The organism is Geminocystis sp. GBBB08, assembly GCF_016743215.1.
In the GTDB taxonomy this organism is placed as follows: Bacteria; Cyanobacteriota; Cyanobacteriia; order Cyanobacteriales; family Cyanobacteriaceae; genus Geminocystis.
The window spans coordinates 1-20,151 of the sequence record NZ_VRZC01000060.1 but is presented as its reverse complement, the minus strand read 5'-3'; the positions used below and the strand labels follow the sequence as shown (position 1 = coordinate 20,151).

General features: G+C 33.4%; 15 protein-coding genes and 1 pseudogene. 3 read left to right on the top strand and 13 right to left on the bottom strand.

What is annotated here, in order from left to right:
- Positions 1-150: 150 nt before the first annotated feature.
- The 8 genes from FWJ34_RS09685 to FWJ34_RS09650 all read right to left on the bottom strand — a co-directional run bounded on the left by FWJ34_RS09685 (position 151) and on the right by FWJ34_RS09650 (position 7,491).
- The gene (locus tag FWJ34_RS09685; RefSeq protein ID WP_396231815.1) at positions 151-777 is read right to left on the bottom strand and encodes a Uma2 family endonuclease; all 627 of its coding nucleotides are present in this window, start codon (positions 775-777) and stop codon (positions 151-153) included.
- Positions 778-858: 81 nt separating this feature from the next.
- Complete coding sequence (locus tag FWJ34_RS09680; protein ID WP_308255113.1) at positions 859-1,602, bottom strand: hypothetical protein; 744 nt, start codon at positions 1,600-1,602, stop codon at positions 859-861.
- A 125-nt stretch (positions 1,603-1,727) separates the two neighbouring features.
- Positions 1,728-3,353 carry a ribulose bisphosphate carboxylase small subunit gene (locus FWJ34_RS09675; RefSeq protein ID WP_308255112.1) on the bottom strand — a complete coding sequence of 542 codons (1,626 nt, stop codon included), beginning with the start codon at positions 3,351-3,353 and terminating at the stop codon, positions 1,728-1,730.
- A gap of 254 nt (positions 3,354-3,607) precedes the next feature.
- On the bottom strand, positions 3,608-3,916 hold the full coding sequence (locus tag FWJ34_RS09670; protein WP_308255111.1) for a EutN/CcmL family microcompartment protein: 309 nt from the start codon (positions 3,914-3,916) through the stop codon (positions 3,608-3,610).
- A 15-nt stretch (positions 3,917-3,931) separates the two neighbouring features.
- Positions 3,932-4,270 carry a carbon dioxide-concentrating mechanism protein CcmK gene (locus FWJ34_RS09665; protein ID WP_308255110.1) on the bottom strand — a complete coding sequence of 113 codons (339 nt, stop codon included), beginning with the start codon at positions 4,268-4,270 and terminating at the stop codon, positions 3,932-3,934.
- A 366-nt stretch (positions 4,271-4,636) separates the two neighbouring features.
- Positions 4,637-6,058, bottom strand: coding sequence for a dihydrolipoyl dehydrogenase (lpdA, locus tag FWJ34_RS09660; protein WP_308255109.1), 1,422 nt, complete (start codon positions 6,056-6,058; stop codon positions 4,637-4,639).
- A 377-nt stretch (positions 6,059-6,435) separates the two neighbouring features.
- Positions 6,436-6,720 (bottom strand): DUF427 domain-containing protein, encoded by a 285-nt coding sequence (locus tag FWJ34_RS09655; RefSeq protein WP_308255108.1) that lies wholly within the window; start codon positions 6,718-6,720, stop codon positions 6,436-6,438.
- 33 nt (positions 6,721-6,753) lie between these two features.
- The gene (locus tag FWJ34_RS09650) at positions 6,754-7,491 is read right to left on the bottom strand and encodes a 4'-phosphopantetheinyl transferase superfamily protein (protein ID WP_308255107.1); all 738 of its coding nucleotides are present in this window, start codon (positions 7,489-7,491) and stop codon (positions 6,754-6,756) included.
- A 165-nt stretch (positions 7,492-7,656) separates the two neighbouring features.
- Here FWJ34_RS09650 and thiL point away from each other — a divergent pair, with 165 nt between their 5' ends.
- The 3 genes and pseudogenes from thiL (at position 7,657) to trmFO (ending at position 10,607) form a co-directional block, all read left to right on the top strand.
- Complete coding sequence (gene thiL, locus FWJ34_RS09645) at positions 7,657-8,646, top strand: thiamine-phosphate kinase (RefSeq protein ID WP_308255106.1); 990 nt, start codon at positions 7,657-7,659, stop codon at positions 8,644-8,646.
- A gap of 69 nt (positions 8,647-8,715) precedes the next feature.
- Positions 8,716-9,087, top strand: a complete 372-nt coding sequence (locus FWJ34_RS09640; protein ID WP_308255105.1) for a response regulator — start codon at positions 8,716-8,718, stop codon at positions 9,085-9,087.
- 198 nt (positions 9,088-9,285) lie between these two features.
- Positions 9,286-10,607 (top strand): annotated as a pseudogene (trmFO, locus tag FWJ34_RS09635) (FADH(2)-oxidizing methylenetetrahydrofolate--tRNA-(uracil(54)-C(5))-methyltransferase TrmFO).
- A 323-nt stretch (positions 10,608-10,930) separates the two neighbouring features.
- Here the strand turns inward: trmFO and FWJ34_RS09630 are convergent.
- The 5 genes from FWJ34_RS09630 to FWJ34_RS09610 all read right to left on the bottom strand — a co-directional run bounded on the left by FWJ34_RS09630 (position 10,931) and on the right by FWJ34_RS09610 (position 20,047).
- Positions 10,931-12,403, bottom strand: coding sequence for a glycosyl hydrolase family 57 (locus tag FWJ34_RS09630; protein WP_308255104.1), 1,473 nt, complete (start codon positions 12,401-12,403; stop codon positions 10,931-10,933).
- A 372-nt stretch (positions 12,404-12,775) separates the two neighbouring features.
- Positions 12,776-16,936, bottom strand: a complete 4,161-nt coding sequence (locus FWJ34_RS09625; RefSeq protein WP_308255103.1) for a response regulator — start codon at positions 16,934-16,936, stop codon at positions 12,776-12,778.
- A gap of 495 nt (positions 16,937-17,431) precedes the next feature.
- The gene (gene cysS / locus FWJ34_RS09620; RefSeq protein WP_308255102.1) at positions 17,432-18,877 is read right to left on the bottom strand and encodes a cysteine--tRNA ligase; all 1,446 of its coding nucleotides are present in this window, start codon (positions 18,875-18,877) and stop codon (positions 17,432-17,434) included.
- Between the two features lie 127 nt (positions 18,878-19,004).
- On the bottom strand, positions 19,005-19,268 hold the full coding sequence (locus FWJ34_RS09615; RefSeq protein ID WP_308255101.1) for a hypothetical protein: 264 nt from the start codon (positions 19,266-19,268) through the stop codon (positions 19,005-19,007).
- 293 nt (positions 19,269-19,561) lie between these two features.
- The gene (locus FWJ34_RS09610; protein WP_308255100.1) at positions 19,562-20,047 is read right to left on the bottom strand and encodes a tetratricopeptide repeat protein; all 486 of its coding nucleotides are present in this window, start codon (positions 20,045-20,047) and stop codon (positions 19,562-19,564) included.
- Between the last annotated feature and the right edge of the window lie 104 nt (positions 20,048-20,151).

Here is a 20,151-nt window from a genome sequence, read left to right as displayed (position 1 = left end):
AGTAGGGTCTGCTTAAGGAGATTGTATTTTGCATGAATCAATAAAATTATTTTAAAAGTGCATCGAATATTAGGAATTTTTCTACCTGTCTGTCCACTTACTTGTCCACCTGTCTTTCACGACTTTTCTTCTGTCGAACTGAGGTATGGATTAGGGATGAGAAATTGTCCATTTTCTAATTTCCTGACGAATTTTTCTTCTCCCTTGCAAACGATATTGGTTGATAACTTCTGGAATCTCTTGCACTGGTAAATTGGGAAAAACTAAACTAAATAATGACTCTTGATAGGTTTCATCATCTTGTAATAAGTAAATCTTTAACCTTCCATCATCATAACACCATAATTCAGGCACTCCTAAACGGGCATAAATAGGAAAACGATTTAACGATTTACTGGTATGATCTATTTCTAAAGCAAGATCTGGTGGTGGATCACAGTTTAAATCATAGTGTAATTGACCTCTTATTTTCGGCTCATTTTGAAAATAAAAACAATTGTCTGGTTCAATTCCTACCATTTTTGCCTGTTTACGCCAAGTGGTTGAGCCTAAACTTTCATAATCTCTCTCTAAAGCCTCAGCAATATCTTTTATACAATCGCCAATATTCTCTTTATAATATTCGTGTTCGGGTAAAGGACTCATAATTTCTAACATTCCATCATCATAAGCAATTCTAGCAGAACGAGTTTGCCCCAAATCTGTGAGGATATTTTCAAATTGTTTCCAACTGATATTATATAGTAAGACACGATCAGCTCTTTTTTTGGTAAGCATCATAATGGACGAAACTAGAGATTTACTAATATAATAACTCGATTTTTTATGTTTCAATGAGTAATTATTAAAATAATTCTATTATGTTTTATGTTTATCAGGGAAGAGAGTAAATAATAATTTGTTTATGTAAACTTTTCCAACTATAGTATTTCCTTGAGGAGTTTTTTCTTCCCAAATATCATTATTCAGAATTTCTGTCTCAGTTTCTTGCTTATTTTCCACCTCAAAAGTTGAAGATTCTTTCTCCTTTTTTTCTATCTCTGGGGCAATTTCCTCTATTGGTTGCATAATTTCTTCATTTTCTTGATTAATATTTAATCTATTTTCTTCTTCTTGATTATTTACCGAAATATTTTCTTTACCTAAATTTGTCGAAAACCCTTTTTTAACACCATTAATAATCGTTTGTGTCGGCGAATTTATCATTGGAGGTGTTGTATTTACTGCTACTTCTTTCTTTAAATTTACTTGACGAGAGCGATCGCCAATGATCGAACCGGCTGGGACAACACTCATAGCTTCAATATTACTATGATAAACCGTCACTGAAGCACCTAAAGATACTTGAGAGCCAATGGTACAATTACCTAAAATTAAAGTACCCGATCCTAAGATCGTATTTTCTTGAATGATAATATCTCCCTCATAAGCCGTGATAATCGTACCCATACCGACACAAACTCCTTGACGAAGAATGATTTTATGGCCAAAAGTCGCATTTAAAATTACACCAGGGGCAATAATAACACTTTGATCAATGGTGACATCACCTCGTATTTGAGTTGTATCTTTAGAACTAGGTTGAAGAATAGGTAATGACATTAGCTATGACAAAAAGAGAAGTAGAGGGAGAATAGACAAGTTGACTAAAACACTAAGACAATAATAGAACATAAAAGTAACAAATATTAGGTATGGTTAATTCCTAATTCCTAATTCCTAATTAATTATGGTCTTTGAATGATAGTTTCTAAAACACGACGTTTAGCCTGACTATCAATGCCGATTAAACGCACATACTCCCCAGCATGATCTTGTACACAAGCCTCTAAAGCCGAAATTACTTGACCTTCAGTTGTACCTTTAATAGGGGAACAACTTTGCCAAGATTTACTTTTGAAACGTCTTACATCTGCGTGTTCTGTGCCTATTTGATAACCCTGAGATAAAAGACTACGAACTTGGGCGATCGCCTCTGGACTTAAGGTACTATTAACGACACTTGCACTATTCCCGTTATTTTGAGGAGTTTGATAACTAGTACCCTTACCATTACTGTTGAGAGTAGCTGTTTCTCCCGGACGTTGAATAATTACTTGAGATACACGACGTTTGGCTTGAGGATCAACTCCTACCAATTGGACATAATTGCCGCTCAAATCTGCTAAATAACCTTGAATAGTATTGATAGCTTCATTGACAGATTTGGTATTAACACTAGGTGCAGTTAACCAAGATTTAGTTTTAAAACGACGAGCATCGGCATATTCAATACCAATACTATAACCACCTTGAATTAAAGAGCTAATTTCAGAGGCTAAATTACCGTTACCTTTACCGTTGCTCACAGGAACGTGACCGTTACCATTACCATTAACTTTAGCCGTGCTACTATTACTAACTTGTACCGGTGCTGGTACATCCGTAGGACGTTGGATAATAATTTCAGCAATTCTACGTTTAGCTTGAGGATCAACGCCAATTAAACGTACATATTCGCCCTTATACTCATTTAATATATTGCCTAACTCTGCTAAGATTCCGCTTTCATTAGTAGCATTTAAAGAACCACTTAACCAAGATTTGCTCTTAAAACGACGAGTATTAGCGTGTTCAATACCAATGGTAGAACCTTGTCTTAACAGGGATTGGACTTGATTGATAATATCTGTATTTAAACTCATATTAGTTACTGATTGATAACCATTAGTTTGATTATGGGTTTGGGGTTGCTCGGAAGCATTATTTTGTTCTTTGATAGGATTAATACAAGCATGATTAGTCGCACAGTGATAACCAGCAGCTAACGCTTCATTAATATGGACAACATGAGACGCAAATTCTCGATCTTCAGGTTGCACATCCGGAAGGCGATCGGCTTGTTGTTGATTAGTAATAACCGAACCCGAAGGCACATATTTACCCGGTGGAATTTCCACGTCCTGAATCAGAGCGTGCATCATAACAATACAACCATCTCCGACTCTGGCATTAAAAACCGTCGATCGAAAACCGATAAAACAGTGATTACCGACATAAGCTGGACCATGAATTAAGGCTAAATGAGTGATGCAGGAATCTTCACCAATCCATACAGAATAGTCTTGTCCATCATCACCTTTAACCCTACCTTGCTCCAATCCATGAATTACTACCCCATCCTGAATATTGCTACTATCACCAATGTGAAAAGGTGTACCTTCATCGGCCCGAATGGAAGTACCCGGGGCAATTAAAACATTTGCTCCGACTTTCACATCTCCAATTAAATTAGAGAAAGAATGAACATAAGCAGTAGCATCCACTTTTGGTTCAGCTAAATTTTTTGACCAAGGAGTAGGGGGAGCAGCCATTATAGGGACGCTCAAAATAAACCTCCACAATAATTATCTTATTTAATCTCTCAAGGACATTCATTAGGATCTTAAGAGTATCTCAAACGATTAATACTTTTGTCCTAATTAATCCTCACAGAATTATTTGCTTGAAAATTAAAATACAAAAATAGACAACGAAAGTAATTCAGAATAAAATTAATTTTAATCAAGAAATGATCACTTCTTCTTACTATGCTTTTGTCTATTCCCCATAGACTGAATCAAGTATGTTAATACATTCGTTCGGCTTCTTTTTTGCTGTAAAGCATATCAGAGCCGGAGGTAACAGTATCGATAATGCCAACTACCATTGCATCCACAGGGCGTTCTCCATGACCAGTTTCTTTCCGAGCTGCACTACCACGAGTGATAAGCACCCATTCATTAATACCAGCCCCAACGGTGTCCCCAGCTACTTCATAATTCGGTAGTACTTTACCATCAGCATCTAAAAACTGTACTAATAATAATTTGACACCGGTTAAAGTCTTTGACTTGTGAGTACTTACAACTGTACCGCATACTTTGGCAATTTGCATTAATTTATTTCCTCATTAAGATCTGCCCAAAGGACGAGGATTGATACTTTCTCTGAACTGTTCTACTTCTTCAGTGTAACGAATTGGTAATACATATTCAAGGTTTTCGTGAGGACGAGCGATAATATGATGAGATAAAACTTGACCACCTTTTACTCGTTTAACGTTTTCAATTCCGGCGGCAACGGATGCTTGTACTTCAGACACATCACCACGAACAATTACGGTAACACGACCGCTACCAATTTTTTCATAACCCACAAGAGTTACACGAGCCGCTTTTACCATAGCATCAGCGGCTTCTACTACGGCGGGAAACCCTAGAGTTTCAATCATTCCTACTGCAATTGACATTTTATTTTTCCTTTGATACACTAAACTTACGAAACATTGAATCTAGTGTTACGATAAAAAAAGTTTTTTTATTCACAACATTTACATAACTAATAAATTAATCAAATTTAGTTAGTCAATAAATAATGAGTATTTTTACTTTATTTATGCGTCTATTTACTTTGATTCTAGATATTTTAATCTACCTAAAATAAGCATAGACAAGCATGGTACGTTTGACAAGATAAATCACGATGATATTTATTAATCGATTGCTTAACGATTCTTAATCAGTAGAATTGAGGATTTTTATATATAGATAATAGCAAATAGTTTTAAAATTATCTATAGTTATTTTTCTATCATTATAATTTGGCAATTTTCTGATTAACTTGCCCGTTTATAAGCCTCATCTAAGACTTCTGATAAAGTAGGATGAGCATGAATATTAAAAGCTAATTGATGTACTGATTCACCTTGGGCGATGGCATTTGCCGCTTCTTGAATTAAATCTGAAGCATGAATTCCGATAATATGGACACCTAGTAACTCACCCGTATCTTTTCGATAAATAATTTTAGCGATCCCATCGGTTTCTTTCTCTGCTAAAGCCTTAGAATTGCCCTTAAAATAGGTTTTAGTGGTTGCGACTTCAAAATTTTCCTTTTTGCCTAATTCCTTAGCTTGAGGCTCACTTAACCCGACATAGCTAATTTCGGGATGAGTAAAAGCGGCGGCTGGAATACTACGATAATTGATCGTTTTCTCGTTACCGCACATATTTTCTACGGCGATGATACCTTGCCCTGAAGCAGCATGGGCTAACATCATTTTACCATTAGCATCCCCTACCGCCCAAAGATGAGGCACAACTTTACCATCTTTCAATACTTGCATTTTATCGTTAACAGGGATAAAGCCTCTTTCTGTCTCAATTCCAAGATTTTCTAAGCCAAGATTTTTGGTTGCTGGAATTCTTCCCGTTGCTACCAAACAAGCATCAACTTCTAATACTTCAACCACTTCTTTCGTTTTAGCGTCAGTTAACTCAATAGTGACAGGATTGCCTGGGGTTATTTTCGTGGCAAAAACTCCCGTATAAGTTTCGATGTCACGGCTATTGATTAAAACTTTTTCGGCAATTTTAGCAATATCAGGGTCAAAAGTTGGCATTAATTTATCTAAAGCTTCAATCATCGTAATCTCACTACCTAAAGCAGTATAAACATCTGCAAATTCTAAACCAATATAACCACTACCAATAATTGCTATCCATTGGGGTAAAGATTCCAATTTCACCGCTTGATCGCTAGTATAAACGGTTTTGCCGTCAACTTCTACTCCTTTAGGTACAAAAGGAGTTGAGCCGGGGCATAACATAATCTCTTTCGCCGTAATCACTTTTTCACCGTTATCAGTAATTACTCCTACTTTTTGGGATGCTAGAACTTTTCCCCAACCTTTGATAATATCAACTTTTAAACGGGTTAAACTATTGGTTAAATCTGATTTAATTTTGCTCACTAAATTGTTAGCATGATTAGCAATGAGTTGGCGATCGAAAGTAACACTTCCAACATTAACTCCCATACTTTCTAAATGCTCATTATGAGATAATTCTCTAACCTTACCAGATGCCGCTAATAAGGCTTTAGAAGGAATACAACCACGATTAACGCAAGTGCCTCCCATATCACCAGCTTCGATGATAGCGATTTTTAAACCCAATTTTACAGCATGAAGGGCGGCACCATGACCACCAACACCAGCACCAATAATGACTAAATCATAATCAAACTTTTTACTCATAATATTTCTACGTTAAAATTTTTCAGGCAGATAACTTTTCTATTTTAAAGTTGATGGGATGTTTCAGGCAAAATAATTGTGACAATGTTTGTCCAAGTTTTTAGGAGCGGTTGTATAATAATAATTTTCTTATTTTGAGGGAAAATAAACCCATGAAATTACAAGATTTAAAACCACAACTGTTAAGTTTAACTCCTGATAGGTTCTCTTTCCTCTTAACTCTTTCCTGTTTCCTCTTCCCTTTTGTTTTCCTTTACCTGGCAACTTAAATGCTTTCCTAGCTTAATTGGGAAAATAAAGGATAAATCCCTTACTACGAATTATAATAAGGAATAAATCTTTGATGATAAACAGCAAAATTGTTATTTTAAATGTTGTTAAGATTCAACTTTGACACCACGCCAAAAAGCGACATAATTTTTAATATTAGAGGCTTTTTCTTTGGGATTAGGATAATACCAGGCGGCATCTTTATTTTCTTGTCCATTAACTATAATATTATAATAACTAGCAACACCTTTCCATGAACAAGTTGTATGGGTATCACTAGGTTGAAAATATTCTTGATTAATAGCATTTTCGGGAAAATAATAATTTCCTTCCACCTTTTGACAATCATCACTTTCGGCGATGACGACACCATTCCAAATTGCTTTTGCCATAATTTTAAAAATTGATAAATAAGTTATTAATGATCAAATTATACTAAGATCTGAGTAATAATAAAATTTAAGTTTAATGGGTGAATCAATCGCAACACTCATAATATAATTATCAAGAAGATTCCATGTTTGAAAATGCCAATTATCATCTTTTTTTTGCCGATGGTTTTCCTTAACTAACTTGATGGGTTGATTATCTTTATTTAGCCCGAAACAAATACTATCTAATCCTCCAGATAATCCTTCTCCAATAGCTTTTAAATAGGCTTCTTTTATTGTCCATAATTTAAAAAAATATTCAGCTTTTTTGCTAGATTCTAAATTAATAAGATAGTCAAATTCATCATGACAAAAATAACGTTTAGCAATATTTTCTACCCGTACTTTTTCATCAATTTTTTCTAAATCGATACCAACGTTATATTTACTGATAGCATAAACAGCATAATTATTTTTATGGGAAAGATTAAACTTAATATTCGATAGAATTTTCTGATCTAATAATGGTTTTCCTTTGGAACTATAAGTAAAACAAATTTCATCGGGTTTTATGGTTAAATATTGGCTTAAAATTATTCTTAAATATCCCCTATAAATGATAAAATATTCTTTTAAAGACTTTGAAGAAAATCGATTAATTCTTTCCTGTTCATCAGGAGATAAAATTTCTTGAAAATTATAGATATTGTGACGATAACTTTCGATTTCAATCATCCAAATATGAATATCATTATTACTTAAACTTAAATTTTGAGGGGGATATTGCCACATAAATTAGATAGTCTTAAAAAAAATTATCAAACTAGAAAATTAAAAAAAACCTTGATTTTTATTATAATTTTACCTTTGAATCTTTGTGCCTTTGCGCCATGAGCGCCTTTGCGAGAAAAAAATTATAGATTAAATCAACAACATCAGAAAACTAATCAAATTATAATGGTAAAATTACAAGACATAAATGAGCATAAATTATTAGCAATAATCAGTAAATATTGTGATCAAGAAAAAATTGGTGACGATGGTGCTATCCTTGACATTACCATTGGAAAAAAATTAGTAGTAAGTACCGATATTTTAGTAGAAAATGTCCACTTTAGTGAGGGTACAACTCCTCCTCATTCTATCGGCTATCGTGCCGCTGCCGCTAATTTGTCAGACTTGGCCGCTATGAATGCAACACCGATCGCCCTTACCGTTGGTTTATCCTTAAGAAAAGAAGTAGAAACGTCATGGATAGAATCAGTTTATCAAGGTATCCAAGATTGTCTTGCTAAATACAATAGTCAAATTGTTGGTGGTGATATTACAAGATCGATAGTAAATACGATCGCCGTTACCGCATTAGGAGAAGTAAAGGAAAATGAAATCATCTATCGACATACGGCTAAAGTAGGAGATGTAATTGTAATAACAGGCCTTCATGGATTATCAAAGGCGGGGCTAGAAATCTTACTCTATCCCGAAAAATACAGTCATATAACTGAAGAAACAAGAAAAAAGGTTATTTTTGCCCATCAATACCCACAACCACGTTTAGATGTGGTTAAAACTGTAAAAAATATTAAACCATTCCCAGTGGTTACAGGCATGGATAGCAGTGATGGATTAGCGGATGCTATTATTCAAATTTGTCAAATGAGTGATAAAGGTGCAACAATCAATCGACGAAAACTTCGCCTTCCTTCAGTAATCCAAGAAATAACTGATGATGAAACAGCCTTAAATTGGGTATTATATGGAGGGGAGGACTTTGAATTAGTGTTATGTATGAATAAGAAAGCCGCACAATATTTACAATTAAAATTAGGGAAAAATTGCCATATTATAGGTGAAATTAGTGCATTATCTGAGATACAATTAATTGATCCTGAAAATGTCTATCCCAAACTTTTGTTGAATCAAAGGAAAACTTTTCAGCATTTTTAGCTATACTAATCTATAGCCTCTAGTTATTAATTTATCTACTCCCTATAATCTTTAAGTGTCAGTCAAATCATGATTAAAATTTTAGTTGTTGATGATAATCATACTCCCCGAGAAGTGATCTGCGAAGCACTGAAGCAATTTAATATTCAGGTAAAAGAAGCCGTAAACGGAGTAGAAGCCATCAAAATTTTAGAAGAAGAAGAATTTAATCTTGTTATTACAGATGTAGTTATGCCTGAAATGAATGGCTATGAATTATGTCGTTGGATAAAAACTAATCCCGCCACAGAAAAAGTACCTGTAATTATTTGCTCGACAAAAGGAGAAGATTTTGATATTCACTGGGCAACAAAACAAGGGGCAGATGCTTATATTATCAAGCCTTTTAAAACAATGGAATTACTCAAAACCATCAAATATTTACTCAAACATAACGTTTAAATAATTAATAATGGGGAATAAGAAATGAGGAATTACGAGGCAAGATGCCTGTCTCACAAGAAATTAGGAATTAGCAAGGGGTTTAAACCCTTTGTTAGGAATTAGGAATAACAAATCACAAGTAACAAATCACAAATCACAAATCACCCTATCTCCTCTTTTTTCCCTATTACTAAAAAACTTTCAATTTAATTTTTCATGAATAATATAACTGTAATTGGTGGAGGTATAGCAGGAACTGAAACTGCATGGCAAATTGCCCAAGCTGGTATCCCTGTTGACTTATACGAAATGCGCCCTGTAGTTAAAAGTCCTGCTCACCATAGTGAAGAATTAGCAGAATTAGTTTGTAGTAATTCCTTTGGGGCAGATGCTACTGATAGAGCGGCCGGTTTATTGCACGAAGAATTACGCCGTCTTAACTCTATTATAATTCATACAGCTGATAGCCATCGTGTACCCGCTGGAGGGGCTTTAGCGGTGGATAGAGGTATTTTTAGTCAAAATTTAACTCAAACCCTTGCTAATCATCCTTTAATTACCCTTAGGCGAGAAGAAATTAAGGCTATACCAGTAGAAGGAATTGTAGTATTAGCAACAGGTCCTTTGACAAGCCCCCCCTTAGCCCAAGAATTGCAAAATTTGACAGGTATGGATTACCTTAACTTTTTTGATGCGGCTAGTCCTATAGTTGTGGGAGAATCGATTAATAAAGATATTGCCTTTCTAGCGTCTCGTTATGATAAAGGCGAAGCAGCTTATTTCAATTGCCCCATGAATAAAGAACAATATTGGCATTTTTGGCAAGAATTACGTCAGGCACAACAAGCGGAATTAAAAGATTTTGAGCGAGAAAATGCCAAGTTTTTTGAAGCCTGTTTACCCATTGAAGAATTAGCACAACGGGGGGAAGAAACCATGAGATATGGTCCTTTGAAACCCATTGGATTATTTGATGCTCGTTTAGGAGATTTTAAAGAGAATAAAGTAAACGGCCTTATGGTGTAGTACAGTTACGACAAGAAGATAAAGCAGGACAGTTATGGAATATGGTGGGCTTTCAAACAAACTTAAAATGGGGTGAACAACAAAGGGTATTTAGGATGATTCCGGGTTTAGAAAATGCTGAATTTGTGCGGATGGGAGTTATGCACCAAAATACTTTTTTAAATGCTCCTCAATTATTAAAAAACACTCTACAGTTTAAATATCGAGATACATTGTTAGCGGCAGGGCAAATTATCGGCACGGAAGGTTATACCGCAGCAGCCGCTGGAGGTTGGTTAGCCGGTACAAATGCGGCGAGAATCGCTCAAAATAAAGAGCCTTTAACCTTACCCAACGTCACCATGATGGGGGCTTTATTTGAGTTTATCAGTACAGCAGACGCTAAACATTTTCAACCCATGCCTCCCAATTTTGGCATTATTCCAGCTTTTTCTGAGAAAATACGCAATAAACGAGAACGTTATCAAGCCTACGCCGAAAGATCATTAAATGCTTTGGCACTCATCCGTTAAATCAAAGATTGTAATGAAGGATTCTTCCCCCATTAACCCATCTTGAACTGAAGTTAAAGGCTTATAGCGAACGTTATCTCAAGATATAGTCATTTCAAATAAGAATGAAATAATGTTTTTGAAAGTTATAGTTCCATTAAAACACTATCTGGTGGGTATTGTTCCCTACAAAATTTATTTAATTGTAACAACCTAAATTGAAATTACTATAACTTCAACTTTTCCCCAAATAAGAGCATCTTAATGATTAATTACTAATTTCGACATTTAAAAGATAGGCATATTCCTCATCTCTATTCATCTCCCTATCCTCTCATTTCTGATTATTGACAAAGTTCTTCGCCACGGCGATATAATTCACGAGCGTAATCTGTCCATGTTCCTTGCCCCCAATAACGAAAACAGCTTGTTTGTAATAAGAGATTATAAAGTAAGGCTTCTTGATAATCAGGGCGTTGTGTTACTGTGGGATCTTCTGCTACTAGGCGATCGTATTTTTGATGAAACATTGCACTTAATTTATTCATTGGTTCGAGGACATTTTCATAACCCTTTACCCAACTTAAATCATTTGTCCATGATGCACCATCCATGTGGAATTGATGATCATTTTGATTAAGATGGGCGATCGCCACTTCGACATTAGCGGGGGTAATATTATTGCCAACTATTGCCCAAATTTTATGTTGCCCAATGGGTTGACACAAAGGATAATCTTCAGGGTTAATACCACTAGCTTCGATTAATTCAAGATATTCTGTACCATTAAAACCAACGACATCGCTACCATTTTTGAGATCATACCAAAGAGGTTGGAAACCACGAGGAAACTCATTCATCATCACCCCACCATTTTCACCATCAGCAATTTGACTAACGCAAGAGGGTATAGAAATACCATTAATTTCTTGTCTTTCGAGAGTTTTAGCTTCATGATAAGGTTGCATTTGTGCGACTAATTTAGTATCTGAGCCTTGGGTTTTGATGAGGGCAGTTATACTAATGGTTTCTCCTCTGGAATTTTGAGCCATTAAGCGATTAGGTATATATTTTTGTCTATGTTCTAGCCCTGAACCATCGATTTTTTCTACAGTATGTTCTTGAACTAATAACCAACGATAACCACAATCTTTGAGGGCTTTTATGTACTCATAGAGGGTGTCAGGATGGTTAGGAAGGTGCATTTCAGGGGGGGAAAAACCCTTAACCCGTGAAAGGGCTTCCTCCCCAAACAGAGAAGCAAAATGATGTTGCCATGCTTGAATTTGTAATTTTAAATCGGGAATGGGAGTAGAAGGTGCTACGGCATGAGACCACATTGTACCCAACCATTCTACATAAGGGTGATATTGAGAATTACAGGCAATCTTTTTGAGGTTATCAATAATATCATTACGTCCCATTTGCTGTAAACCCCAAAGCAAATTACCTGAATAATCTAGCATAATGCGAGGATTACAACCATCGGCGACTAATTGAGGGATAAATTCACCCATACGACTATAACACCAAGCAAAAACACCGGCATTGTGATTATCACCGTCACCTTGATGGTTAAACATATGCTCTAAATTGGAGATTAAGGCACCATTTTCTCCTGCTGGAATAGTTGGTTGGTGCATATGTAAAGCACAGGCAAAACCAGATTTTATTTGCTCTAATTTGAGGTTAGTATTAGGTAAATATACTTGGTTATTATGGTTAACTAAGGTGGATATTTTAGCTTCATTACCGCTTATAGGAGGAAGATTTGCCGTAGATGAGACAAAAGTTTTCGATTCTGCTGTTGCAATCATAAATATTTTCTTTCGTGAGGGAATTAAGTAAAGAGATTAATTTTAGTTTTAATCATCTTTTTTTAGCTTTATTTTACCTTATATTTAATCAACATTTTTTTTACAGCACTTTTCACATGAATAACCCACATTTTTTCTTTCTCAAAGAATTAAATTTAGTAAATAATTGTCGAAAATCAATTTTAATAATGTTTAAGTGAATTCTCTCCTAGTCTCCCTATGGGATTCTCACCTTCACCGACAATTTTATGTCGAACTCAGGTTAATTAGTAGTGCTATAGCACTTTGGCGATCGCATTTTGTCAAAAAATTTTATATCGGAATTTATCGAAATATTTAGTTATTATTTTTCTCTGGAATAAGGGTTAATCCTTAATTAAATTTATTTAATTCTATCTGCATTAAATTCTCTACTTCAGAATATTCCGATAGTATTTGAGAAATTAAAACTGTTGCATTTTGTATGTCTTTGTTAAGACTATAATGTTCGACTTCTTTGGCTAATTCTGCTAATTTCATCGCTCCTAAACTTGCACTACTAGATTTAAGAGTATGAGCATTTATTTTCATTTCTTGTAAGTTTTCAACTTCTAAAGCATTAAGTAAACCTTGTATTAACTTTGGGCTATCATCTAAGTAAGCATTGATTAAGTCGGGAAAAACTTCGTAAAAATCGTCCTCCCCTATCATCTCTCTTAATTCAGCAATTACTTTTGAGTCTAGTTGATCCATATTTTTTGGGGAGTCTAATTTTATATCTTTATTAATAATTATGTCGGAAACTGAGTTAGTTTTTTTCAAATTTTTTAATTTTTGTACAAGGCTTTCGACTCTTACCGGTTTTGATAAGTAATCATCCATCCCCGCCGCTAAACAAATTTCTCGATCTCCTTCCATAGCATTAGCCGTCATAGCTATAATATAAGGAGGCTCACCGTGAAAGTTACTATAAGGAGTATGCCAAAGAGTACGAATTTGACGAGTAGTAGTTAAACCATCCATTTCAGGCATTTGTACATCCATAAGAATCAAATCATAAGACTGACGACGGAGAGTTTCTAGCACTTCTAAACCGTTGGCAACGACATCGGCACGATAACCTAAACGTTTGAGAATATTAGTAATAACTTTTTGATTGACGATATTATCTTCAGCGATGAGAATTTTTAGGGGTGCAATACTAGCAATATTATCAAAAGTGGAAGTAGTAGTAAAAGACTGAAAAGAATTAAATGTATGTTTGTGAGAACAAACCTTGACTAAGATATCCGATAATAGAGATTGTTTCAGAGGCTTGGTAAGAGTAGCATTCCAATCTACTTGTTTAATATAATCCTGTATTTCTCCATGACCAATAGAACTTAATAAAATCAAAGGTAAATTTTTATAATCTGATAATAAACGAATTTGTTTCCCTAAGGCAACTCCATCCATAGAAGGCATTTGCATATCTAAAATAGCTAAATCTAAGGGTTGTTGATTTTTAAGCATTGATAAGGCTTCTTTACCTGATGAAGTTACAATACTTTCCATACCCAAGTTATTACATTGAATCATTAAAACTTGACGATTAGTTTCATTATCATCGACAATCAAAACTTTTTTATTGCATAAAATTTCAGGAGAAGATGATTTACTAGTCATTAAAAGATTAGAAATGCGAGTTTTCATGGTAAAACAAAATATTGAGCCACTATCTTTTAACGTAGAAGAAATATTCCAGTCACAAGGATAATTTCCTGCAATTTCCCCTTTACTTTCAACCCACATTTCTCCCCCCATCATTTCGACTAAACGCTGACAAATAGCTAATCCTAATCCAGTGCCGCCATAATTACGAGTTGTAGAAGCATCTACCTGAGAAAAAGGTTTAAAAAGTCTATCCATGCGACTAGCCGGAATACCGATGCCTGTATCTTTAACCGTGAAAACAAGCTCATATTCAGTGACATTATTATTAATAATATGAGTTTGAGAAATACCTACAGATACAATAACCTCGCCTTTTTTAGTGAATTTAATCGCATTACTAATTAAATTAACCAAAATTTGTCGTAAACGAGTCATATCACCACTAATAGAGGCAGGAATATCTTGGGCAATAAAGTAAATTAATTCTATATTTTTACTGATAGCCTTTGGTGCTAATAAATCTAAAGATTCTTCCACCACCGTATAGAGAGAAAAAGGTTGATATTCCAACTCTAATTTTCCTGATTCTATTTTAGAAAAATCGAGAATATCATTAATAATCGTCAATAAACTATCACCGCTAGTGCGAATAATCTCCGCAAACTCTTTTTGTTCAACATTTAAGGGAGTATCTAATAATAACCCCGTCATGCCAATAACCGCATTCATCGGAGTGCGTATTTCGTGACTCATAGTAGCCAAAAATTCACTTTTAGCCTGATTAGCCGCCTCAGCTTCCTGTTTTGCCAATTGTAACTGTTGTTCGACTTTTACTTTATCGCTAATATCAGTAATTGTACCGACTAAACGATAAGCCTTTCCGTTGGCATCATTATCTCGTTTTCCTTTTGCTAAAACCCAAATATATTCACCATTATAATGTTGCAATCTATGGATATTTTGATATAGTTTTCCCTCGTTAGATAGAGAAAAGTGAATATCTTGTAAATGTTTTTCTAAGTCATCTTCATGAATTTTATGTAACCAAGTATCAATATTGGATGGTAAAGGATTATTTTCATAACCAATAATTCGCATCCACGCCGGAGAATAATAGACTTCATTAGTGTTTAAATTCCAATCCCAGATGCCATCATTAGTGCCTGAAACTGCCAATTCATAACGCTCATCTTTTTCTCGTAATAATTTTTCTATTTCTTTTTTTTCTTCTATTTTCGCTTCTAATTGTTGAGCATTTAAAATTAATTCATTTGTTCTTTCTTTAACTTTCGCTTCTAAGGTTTTTCTTGCCTCCTTTAGCTGTCTAAATTTTTCTTGTAAAGCTAAAATCATTAACTGATAATTTTCCGCCAATTTTTCTAATTCGATAATACTTGTTTTCTGCCAAACAAAATCTTGATTATCAATAATTTTATCAGGTAAATTGCTAGTGATATTTGCTAAATTATTTAAAGGTTTAACGATGTTTTTACTAACCTTATCAGCTAAGAAAAAAGCAACAATAGTGATCAAAAAGAGAATACTTAAAGAATTAATATAATCTTTTTGTAATTTTTGAATAAAAGGCTCTGTTTTAATTTTTACAAAAATTGTCCAAGGAATTTCTGCACTAATAACTACTTTTTTTACATAAAATGATTGACTCCATCTAGTCATAATGGCCATTCCAGTTTTAATCGGTAGCCACTGATAAACATTATTTTTTAAAGTGCGTATTTCCTTATTGGTAGAATCAAGATCTATTTTTTGAACTGTTAAATTATTAGTAGCAATAATCTTATTTTTACTATCTAAAATAAAGATATTCGTATAATCATTAATCCTATCTAAATTTAAAAAAGTACTTATTTGTTTTGTAGCCAAAGAAGCAGAAACAAAACCATTCCATTGATTATTTTGAATAATAGGATAAATAAAGGTAACATAATTTTCATTAATAAATTTATCTTGATGAACATCTATAAAAAGTAGTTTTTGACTTTTTTTAGCCTTATTAAATTCATCTAAACCATTAGAATGTAAATCAATAATTGATTTTCCTAGTACATTACTATCAGGATAACTAGCAATAATAAATCCTTCTTGATCAATAACATAGACATCTTGAAAATCGTTAAATATATTGACAATACTAGCTAATTTATTTTCTAAAATTTTCTTATTATCATTCTTAATAGAAGCTATTTCTTGTAAAGATTTTCGATGAATGTCATACCAATATATAATATCTGACTGTAATGTTTCTACCTTAGTTTCTAATTCCGAGATAATTTTAAGATCAATATCATTAATTTGTCTATAAATACTAAAAATAGTGATAGTAAGGGTAGTAATTAAAATAAAACTAATAAACAAATTAAAAAGATTTTGTTGAAAAGATAAAACTATTTTTTTATTCTCTTTTCTTAGAAAGTTATGTAGGGGAGAATAACTAATAATTAAAGTAGCAATTAAAGCATTCAAAACACTATTTATCGATTGTTTTAAAACAATTAAAATAACTCCTAATAAAGAAACTTTAAGAATAAATAAGTATAAAAATATAACAACAGGAATACCAATAAATAACCAATAAACAATATTAATTAAAACTAAATTTTGACTCTTTCTCTGCCAAAAATAGTTAACTAAAATAGCCTCAAGAGTATATACAATTATTGCATAAGGGTGTCCCCAGAGAAAAAAAGTACAAATACTGCTAATAAACCCTGTAATTCCTCCCCATAAACTACCATAAAAATAACTGACTATCCAGACAAAAATTGCTCCGAAAATGAAATCTACACCGAAAAATAAAGGTAGTTTAAAATAGTTACCTAAATAGGAAAAAATAATTAAAATAAATAATGAAAAATCAACAACTTTTGTTTTACTTTTCATGGTTGATGGAAAAATTACATAATTAACAATAAATAATTAAATACTAGAGATTTTTTGATGATAATGGATTAAGTGGAGAAAACAAAAATAATGTAAAACACAAATATTTAGGCTCTTGATGAGTTAGTATGCTAATATTAGTAAAAAAAAGAAAAAAGGGTAAAGGGAAGAGGGAAATATCAAATATTAAATTATGTTTTTTGATTTTTTGAATTGTCTAAACTTTAAAGATTAAATATCCTATCAATTATTTAATAATAATTAAGCATACTATCTACGGAAGAACTAATATTAATTACTTAGTGGTTAATCTCTATTTTAAATTACGTTGTTAACAATCCCATAATACCTTAAGGAACCGTCTAAAATTATTGGGCAGAAGAAGTAATAGCTAATAGGTTTTAGGCACAACAGGCAATATCTCTAGGGTACAATTTTTCTAATTCTTAACAAAGGGTTTAAACTTCTTGCTAATTTATCATTTCAAATTCCCGATTATTGATTACTCCAGTGCCATGTAGTGATACCACCTTGAGCATCAATGAGGGTAACACCTTTTTCCTTTAAAATATCTCGAATTTGATCGCTTTGTTGATAATTTTTAGCCTTACGAGCATCTAATCGTTGTGCAATTAAAGCCTCAATTTCAGCCTCAGAGATAGAGTTAGGAGAATTTGGAGTCTCGTTAAAATCAGCTTCTAAACCGAAAACTTGAGCTAAATGAACCAAAGTATGCCATTTATCTCCTAATTCCGTGATAGATTGACTGGTTTTACCCTGATGAGTTAATAAATTACCTTCCTTACGCAACTCTTTTGCTAATTCAAATAAAATAGCCAACCCAGCTGCAAAATTAAAATCATGATCAACAGCTTGACAAAAGTGATCTTGAACTGATTTAATAAAACTAGGATGGGTTTTTGCTGTCAAATTTAGCTTTTCTCTGTGTTTAATTCCAAAAAGTAAACCATCAGCTAAAGTATGCCAACCATTAGTTACAGCTTCCATAGCATCATCTGTGAAGTCAAGAGGTTTACGATAATTAGCTTGAAGAATAAAAAGACGGATAGCCATAGGGTGATATTTTGCTAATAAATCCCGAATAGTGATGAAATTTCCGAGAGATTTAGACATTTTTTCACCGTCAACTTTCACCATGCCATTATGTAACCAATAACGAGCTAAAGGTTTACCAGTAACGGCTTCAGATTGAGCGATTTCGTTTTCGTGGTGAGGAAAAATTAAATCATTACCGCCGACATGAATATCAATAGTTTCTCCTAACATTTCCTTAACCATCGCCGAACATTCAATATGCCAACCAGGGCGACCTTTGCCCCAAGGAGATTCAAAACTAGGCTCATCGGGTTTAGCAGATTTCCACAAAGCAAAATCAAAGGGTTGTTGTTTGATGGATTCAGTTTGATTAAGTCTGCCACTAGCATCAGTTTGTAAATCTTCTAACTTACGCCCTGATAACTTACCATAATCTTGAAACTTGTTTACAGAATAATAAACATCACCTTGAGTAGAATAAGCATAACCTTTTTGTTCCAGTTTGCCAATTAATTTTTTAATGCCGTCAAGGGTATGAGTTGCACGGGGGTAAGCATCGGCTGGTTTAACATTTAACCTTTGCATATCCTCAAAATAAGCCTTAATAAAACGCTCAGAAACTGATTCCATAGTGGTATTTTCCTGCCTTGCACGATTAAGGATTTTATCGTCAATATCAGTAAAATTTTGAATATATTTAACTTGATAACCTCTCCAAGTCAAATAACGTCTTACTACATCCCAAGTAATACAAGTACGAGCATGGCCTAAATGACAATAATCATAAGCAGTAATGCCACAGCAATACATTTTAATTTTGTAAGGATTAAGGGGGGTAAAAATTTCTTCTTGATTAGTGAGAGTGTTGTATAAAGTTAAATTCATTGAAAGCAGTTAAAAGTTGGCAGTTAACAATTAATTTTGTGAAAGAGACTAAATGCTTGTAATTCTTAATTTCTAATCTATTCAATCTAATTATTTTAATTGTTCATTGTTCATTGTTCATTGTCAATTATTTATTAATTGTTTGTGTGGGAGTCGATTCTTGTGGTTTTTGTATTTCCATCATTCTTTGTTGTTGTTGTCGTTTAAAATCTTGGGCTGCGGAGTCAATATTACGGTTAGCATCTTCAGCAAAGTCTGCACTATTACGACTATTAAAAAAGTTGGCATTGTGAATTAAATCTAAAGGATTAATACCATCACCATAGAGAGGATTTTTTTCGTTACTTTGAAAAGGTTGTTGTGGAGGATTATTGAGACTTTGCGCATTCACTGAGTTATTCGTTATAGTGATTAAACTTAAACTAATGATGAAACTTGATAAAATTTTTGAATGGGTAATATTTTTCATAAGATTGATATATCCAAATTATTGATAGTTATGACGAGAGATAATGCTTATGGGTTTCCCAATTTCTTTGTCTAGCTTAGAAGACAAAATTTATGGTATAAAACTTAATTTTCTTTGCGCCTTTGCGTCTTTGCGAGAAATATTCTTACGTTAATTTTATCATAAAATATAGCAATTATCTTCACTTATGGAGTCCTATTTTTTTTACTTTGTATTTAAGTCATGGTTAAAATATCAGCTTTATACAAGGCTATATTTGGATGGTTATCACCAAAAATATCACTGAGTATCTTGATGGCTTCATTATATAACCTCTGTCCTTGATCGTAATTACCACAACATAAATAAATAGCACCTAAAGCCGCCTTTGGTTTTGCTAATTCTTGATGTTGATGATGATAATAATATTCGAGAATTGCGATCGCCTTTTGATCTAAAATTTGTGCTTCTTGATATTTTCCTTGTCTTGCTAAAACATTTCCTTGCCCTACTTTACTCGATGCTAATAAAGGATGACTATTGTCTTTTCCTCCCATTACCCCGTTATTAGCATAAGTTAGAAAAGAAGAGGATATGATTTTTTCTGCTTCCAAATAATAACCTAATGCTTTTTCAAAATGATTTTGTGCAGACATGACATCTCCTAAACCATTTAAACTATTAGCAAGTTCTAAGTTTTCGGATTTTCTTAATTTGATCACAATTCTAACCCTCTTTTGTCAAACTCCGCAAACACTTGCAATTTATAGATTCTGCAACTGTTGTAGATCAATCGATCGAGGTCATATTTAATAATATGAAATAA